The sequence below is a fragment of the Grimontia sp. AD028 genome (assembly GCF_000973155.1).
GTDB lineage: Bacteria > Pseudomonadota > Gammaproteobacteria > Enterobacterales > Vibrionaceae > Enterovibrio > Enterovibrio indicus.
Window position 1 is genome coordinate 90275 of the sequence record NZ_LASY01000035.1, and the last position, 6452, is coordinate 96726.

A 6452-nucleotide genomic window follows, 5' to 3' on the forward strand; every position below is an offset into this window, starting at 1 on the left:
CACATATCATGCATTCGTAATAAACATTTTTTCCTGTTTGATATCCCAATATTTGGTTGGGAATGAGACCAACATGATTATTTCTCCGCATGTATAGTAGTTCTATAATATTTGATAACTACCTTTGACCTCGGATGCTTTCTCTTCTCTTTTCTTTTTGTTCTTTTAAGTCTCCAATTAGTGGCAACTCAGAAAGATCGATACTATCGAAGATATTTACTACGATTGGATCTTTTTCATTTTCGTTGAACTCGTATGCTAGCTCTCCAAAGGAGCTTTCAGAAGTTAACCCGCCGGGAAAAACATTCCTCTTTGAACCAAAGCATAAAAGGAATATATTATTATGTTTATACGATTCTCGTATTTCAGCTAACGCATAGAAGAAGCTGGGTCCAGCAGCCTTACCACTAACAGAGTTGCTATCTGTATAATGAATGGTCGCAATATTATCAATTAAAGAGCAAGATAGCTCCACATTACCAACAATTTTCTCATGGTTAGATAGCTTTATTGTTCTAGAAAATTCCACGGATTACTCCTTGTAATTAGGGTTTTTAATAAATCCACCTGTAGGACTGTTATTTCCGTCAATTGGGGTACAGCCTTTTATATAACATGCTTGAATGCCACCAGGGAAAGCTACTTCATGTTCATGAGCAAAAGGGTTTTTGGGATATGCTTCATTTACATCAATACCATGACCAGGATCATCAATAAGGTATATATATCCTGACTTTCCAGTCTGTGTATTTACCTCCGATGCCCCTGAAGGATATTTTGATGTCCCCACGTATTGACTGGGTTCATTGAAGTCCACGTAGTCCTCTATGGGTACATTGGCTTCCGGCCTCCATGGCTGAAATCCATCATTGAATATAGTTGATGGATCCCTGCCATCTCTACGGTATAACTCTCTTCTTCCTCCTAACGGAGGACCATTACATTGACACGTAACGTCAATATTCGCCAGCCCCAATGGATCCACCCACCCTGTCGGATTGGGTACATACTGATAGTTGTTTAATCCGCCCGCCAAACCGATGGGGTCTGCTGTAACAAACCGTCCAGTATTTGGGCTGTAGTAACGGTGTCGATTGTAGTGAAGGCCTGTCTCCTCATCGAAATATTGCCCCTGAAAACGTAGTGGGCTGGATATCTCTTCAACGTGTTTTCTCAACACATTGCCGTAAGCGCGGTACTGCACCGACCAGACTGACCTTCCCTGATTGTTGGTAATATCAGTTGGCGTGCCGATTTGGTCTAGGTGGTAGTGGTAAGCCTCACAATCTGTGCCTTCACCTGACAGCATTGCCAACGGTTTGAAGGTGCCGGGCTCATAGATGTATGTCTGGTAATGGTCTTTGCTGGTTTCGGCAATCAGGGTTTCGCCTTGCCAGACAAACTCGGTAGTTTTTACATTGCCAAGCTTGTTTGTCACACGTTTTTCGATGCGTCGTCCAAACGCATCATACTTGTAGGTGGCGAACGAACCGTCTGGCAATGTGGCTTTGGTTAAGCGGTGTTGGCAGTCGTACTCGTACTGCGTGACTAGGCTTTGCTCTTTGCCGCGTTTTTCAACAATTAGTCGGCCAAATTCGTCGTATTCATAGTGACTGTCGCCGTGGAATTTGAGTTGATTACCTTCAACATCGAATGGCTTAGTGCCTGCCTTAGCGCCGATGACTTGATCAAGCAGGTTACCTGCTGGGTCATGGGCGAACGATTCTTCCACCACGCCCCGTGTTTTCTTGAGTCGTGAAAGCGGGTCGTAGTCGTAATAAACTGTACCGAATCGGCTGTCGGCCATCTCGCTCAGGTTGCCATCAGCACCATAGAGATATTGACGGGATTGTGTCTGTCGCCCGTTTTGGTGCTGGGTATGGGCAGTCAGTCGCCCCTGTTCGTCATGCTGAAAGCGGCTGAGAATGTCGCCTTGTTTACGGGCGGTTTCCAAACCATTTTGATAGTGGTGACGGGTCAGTTGCTCATCGTTGAGCATGATACGGCCCAGCACACCGCCAGCAGAGCGTTCAAAGCTGAGCTTATTGGCATCAGGCAATTGCCAGTGGGAGAGATGTCCGACACTGTCATACTCGAAGAAGTTCGATGCCCAGCTTTGGTGTTCCTCGGTGAGCCTGCCAAGTAAATCATATTGCCAGGCAAGGGGAGTCTCCCCATCGTCAACACCAATCAACTGTCCGTAAGCGTCGTAGTTGTACGCGACCTCTTGTCCATCAGGCAGGGTTTTCTTAGTTAGCCTGCCCATGGCGTCGCGCTCAAAAACGGTTTCTAGTTCTGTGCCTTGAGTACCGGTCTCTGTTTTCTTTAGCAGTTTACCGTTGAGGTCATATTCATAGGCAAAGCGACGGCCATCAAAGGTCGTTTCACTGCGAACGAGACCGTTGGCGAAATAATCGATGTGATAGGTTTCGTTGCGCTCATTGATGATGGCGGTAACGAAGTTTTTGGCGTTTTCGTACTGGTAACGGAGGGTAGAGCCGTCAGGTTGGATGACCTGGCTGACAAGGTCGGTGTTCGGGTGATAGTCGTACTGGGTTTCCAGACCGTTTTCATCAATAACACGGGTTGCCTTGCCGTAAGCATTGTATTCAAAGTGCTTAGTTTGTCCGGAAGGAAGCTTCACCTTGCTCAGTCTGTCAGCATTGTCCCACTCGTATTGAGTGACAGCGCCAATGGCCGACTTTCCAACAATGATGCGACCGAAAATATCGTAGCGATAGGAAGCTTGAGAACCATCGGGATAGGTTTCGCCAATCAGCATCCCCAGTCGGTTCCAAGCCAATTTATGCTTGCTGCCGTCCGGGTAGGCGATTTCGGTTAACTGACCTTGTCCGTTGTATTGGTAGAAGGTGTCTTGGCCAAGTGGATCCCGTTTTTCGGTGATGTCTCCTTGCGCGTTGTATTTGTAGCGCCAGTTGCGCTTGCCTTGAATGACCCGGCGAAGGTTGCCTCGCCAGTATTGGTATTCAATCACCTCACCATCAGGTAGAACGGTCAGTACGCGTTGTTGGAAGTCGTTGTAGACGTGACGGGTTTCATTACCAAGCGGGTCGACAGTGAGGACTAAATCGCCATTTTCATTGAATTCATTTTTTGTAACGGCGCCATCGGGATCTGTCTGCGCTATCAGCTTGGCATTTTCATCATGTTGGTAAGCGGCAGTGCTGCCATCTGAATAGGTGATTTCGACTGCATTGGACGCGTCATCCCACTCGAATTTGGTGTCGTAACCAGTATTGCTCCAGTGATGGACACAACGAACTTCTTTTCCTTCACCTTCCCACTGCCAGCCGAACTCAACACCACCTGCCATTTTACGCAGCGAGATGACGTTGGACGGGTTATATTGATAATGCTCGCCTTCGCCAGCGGTGTTTAAGGCGTTAACGAGTTGCTGATTTTCGTTGTAGTGATAGGTGAAACTGGTGCGCTCTGTTATCCACTCCTTCTTTGAGCCGTCTGTTTTCAGCGTGCGGAACTCAATCGCAGAAATAAGGCCGTTTTGATACACAAACCAAAGCGCAATACCCTGTTCGTTGATAACTGCTTGAGGTCGTTGATAGCCATCGTATTCGATCGTTAAGCGGTTATTGTATTTGTCTGATAAACCCGTTAGCTGAGCAGTATTCCCTTTGCGGGTGAAGTGATGAAAGGGTTGCCCGGCTTGCGCCAAGACATATTCATTCCCTTTTTCTCCCAGAAATACTGCTGCACCTGCGAGGTCGTTATAGATTTCAGGTCGCGACTCCGTAGGCTCTGGAAGTTGGGTGCGTTTGCCTTCGGCATCTTTCCAGAACAATTTGCCCGCTTCGAAGATCAGAGACTGGCTGAGAGGGTGACTCCAGCCATATCCCAAACCCGAATTGAGCTCACAACTTGATGTTTTGTAGGTTCGGGTAAAAGTGTAAGGCAACGCACCGGGAAGCGTGACATCGCTAAGTTGAAGGGTTTCCTCACCCGTTACCATGGATACGGGACAGCCTTCGGACACATCCTTACCAGCACCTTGTGTTGCGTCGCCTTTCTCGGTGGTGCTTTTGTTGTTATCGATATCCCGAGGTTTTTCAGAAGTGATATGCGAACTTTGGGTCGCAGAGCGTTTCTCCGAAGTCGCGCCGTCTAGGTTTTTCCCCTCGACACTCTGGGTGGCTTTAGCCCTGGCGTTGAGCTTTCCATTGCCATGCTGGGTGACCTTTTTTAGTGTGTCGATGTTATCCACTGCGTCCACTTTGGTGATATCAACGACTTCTTTGATTTTCTTCACGGCCTTGACGGCGCGTCCTTTCCTGCTCATTTACGCACCTACCATGGTTGCGGTACCCGCAACATCTCTGAGTCGATTGATATTTCTTAAAACTGCGCCGCCGGGGATAACAATACTGAGGACAACCTCAACCAGAATGGAGGCGAGAGATACAGACACCAAAGTGAGGATCTGGAGTGGGCTAAGAATTTTGAACCAAGAGATGACTGCGTTGAGACACAAGAAGCAGCGCGCTTCATCTTTTATCAGCGTCAGCATTCTTTCGGCTTCTTCTTTGGCTGAGGCCAGTTTTTCAGCAATCAACTCTGGATTTTCTAAATATTTGGAGAGTTTTTTAGCTAGCTCCGTGGGGTTGGCGAGTAGCTTGAATAAATCAGCAATTTCATCCCAGGCATCAACGACAGCATCCAGCATATTATCGAGAAACTTCCCCACTTCGTCCCAGACATCAATAGGATCGTTAAGATAGATTTGCCATTCGCTACGCTGCGTCTTCCATTCTTTATCCAACCAAGCAGTGAGCTTGTTGATTGTTGGGTCATAGGAATCGAGCATGGTTTTGATGTCACTTTCGCTCACCTCGGGATAAAAGGTGATGTGGACAGGTTTACCCCGATATTTTGGGTCTAGCGTGACCTCAGCGGTGCCGTCGCTACCGATTGTGCCGGAAACTGCTGGACCATCAGGTTCGTATGAATCGATAAATATCCCATCATCGAATTTGACTGGCTGTACCTTAAATGGCGTGCCTGTGATGGGAACAAAGGCTTCGGCTTCAAAGCAATGAACAAGAGTGATCTTTCCATCAAGTGGGCAGGTGATGATATCGGCTTCTATTTCAGAATCGTCTGTATCTGCAGACTGCTCGTTATTATTGACGATAACCTTTTGTTCCATATCCAGCGCCCACCCATAAAACCAGTTCTCTGAGTGTTTGCGGTATTCATCAATCGAGGTCTCGAAATCCGATTTAATCTTGCTGAACATGTTATCGACGTCAGCCATCGTCATTACGTTACTGCTCACCGATACACCTCTTTATCCAATGCATTTTTGATGTAACTGTTTAACGTGCCGAATTCTTCCTTGTAGCGCTCAACCAAGCGCTTGACCTTGGCTTCAATGGTTCTTTCTGGAAAAGAGAAGTAGATATCGGCGTGATTTTCCCGGAGCCATTTAATGCTGTTGGCGATGAGGACGGATTTATCTTCTTCGCTGAGCTTTTTAACAACAGCTTCAGGCACTTCCCACCAAGGAAAGGGTTTCTCAACGACTGAAGATGCAGGGGTAGAATTGGTCACTGTGCGTTGTTTTGAAACCCATTGCTGACAAGGACCCATCACTTGGTTGCGCTGTTCTTCATCACAGAAGCGCGCTAGATCGATACTGAATCTTGGGTCATAGAAACGGAAAAAGGCATGGTTACCAGAGGGCATCCATACCAGTGTCAGACTGCGAAAATGTTGGAATATGTCCGGCAAGTGGAGAGTGCTCGCAACGAGAATGCCCCAGTCCTCGTTCGCTTCCTGTTCAGTCCAAGTAATGAAATCAGGCAGGTGCGAAACGTCAGCGATATAAGGCATCACTTCATGCCATTCTGCGTAGGGAGTTCCGCTCCAAAGTGGTTTGGCGTCATTACCGCCAAAGCGATAGAAATCTGCCAACGCTTTGTCATCGCAGGTTCCGTTGAATATGGCATACCAATGGAGAGGAGCCTCTGTCTCTTGGGCTAGATCTCGCATTCGCCATCCTTACATTTTTCACATTCTTCGCAGAATGGCGCTGCGGACTTCATGGTGGCGATTTGTGCCGGTGTCAGCATCGGGAGTGGATTTTCTGGCTTAGGAGGCAGTTGCCCTGGCAATGTGGGTGCTGCACCGCCGTATCCACTTCCGCTTCCTGCTGCGCCGCCTGCATTCAGATCCACTACGGGACCTGAAATATGTACCCCTGAAGTATCAACAGTGACGAAACAGCCCCCCGCTTTTAGCGTGATCTGGCTACCTGCTTCAATCACCAGCTTGGCACCGGACTTTTGGTGTATTTCATTGCCCGTATCGACAAGTTGCCCTGTGCCTTGCTTGATGTGGATCTTGTTGTCACTGATGACTGTTTTGTCACCTTTCACATGCTCTTTGGATTGCCCATCGACCGTCAGGTGGTCATC

4 protein-coding genes and 1 pseudogene are annotated in these 6452 nt (G+C 47.7%); all 5 read right to left on the reverse strand.

Annotated features, from left to right (window positions below; translation table 11 throughout):
- Positions 1-118: 118 nt before the first annotated feature.
- The gene (locus RN22_RS09020) at positions 119-529 is read right to left on the reverse strand and encodes a hypothetical protein (RefSeq protein ID WP_046303997.1); all 411 of its coding nucleotides are present in this window, start codon (positions 527-529) and stop codon (positions 119-121) included.
- 3 nt (positions 530-532) lie between these two features.
- Positions 533-4315, reverse strand: coding sequence for an RHS repeat-associated core domain-containing protein (locus RN22_RS09025; RefSeq protein ID WP_231590874.1), 3783 nt, complete (start codon positions 4313-4315; stop codon positions 533-535).
- On the reverse strand, positions 4316-5311 hold the full coding sequence (locus tag RN22_RS09030; protein WP_231590875.1) for a Rhs family protein: 996 nt from the start codon (positions 5309-5311) through the stop codon (positions 4316-4318). It abuts the gene before it with no gap.
- Positions 5308-6027: a DUF4123 domain-containing protein gene (locus RN22_RS09035; protein WP_002540741.1), complete on the reverse strand. Its 720-nt coding sequence runs from the start codon at positions 6025-6027 to the stop codon at positions 5308-5310. The genes RN22_RS09030 and RN22_RS09035 overlap by 4 nt, the downstream gene beginning before the upstream one ends.
- A pseudogene (locus tag RN22_RS25110) lies at positions 6015-6452 on the reverse strand (type VI secretion system tip protein VgrG); the annotation flags it as partial. The pseudogene RN22_RS25110 and the gene RN22_RS09035, both read right to left, overlap by 13 nt.

Bases quoted from the DNA above. Each gene is read 5' to 3' on its own strand.
- RN22_RS09035 (WP_002540741.1), bottom strand. From the start codon at position 6,027: ATGCGAGATCTAGCCCAAGAGACAGAGGCTCCTCTCCATTGGTATGCC.
- RN22_RS09025 (WP_231590874.1), bottom strand. From the start codon at position 4,315: ATGAGCAGGAAAGGACGCGCCGTCAAGGCCGTGAAGAAAATCAAAGAA.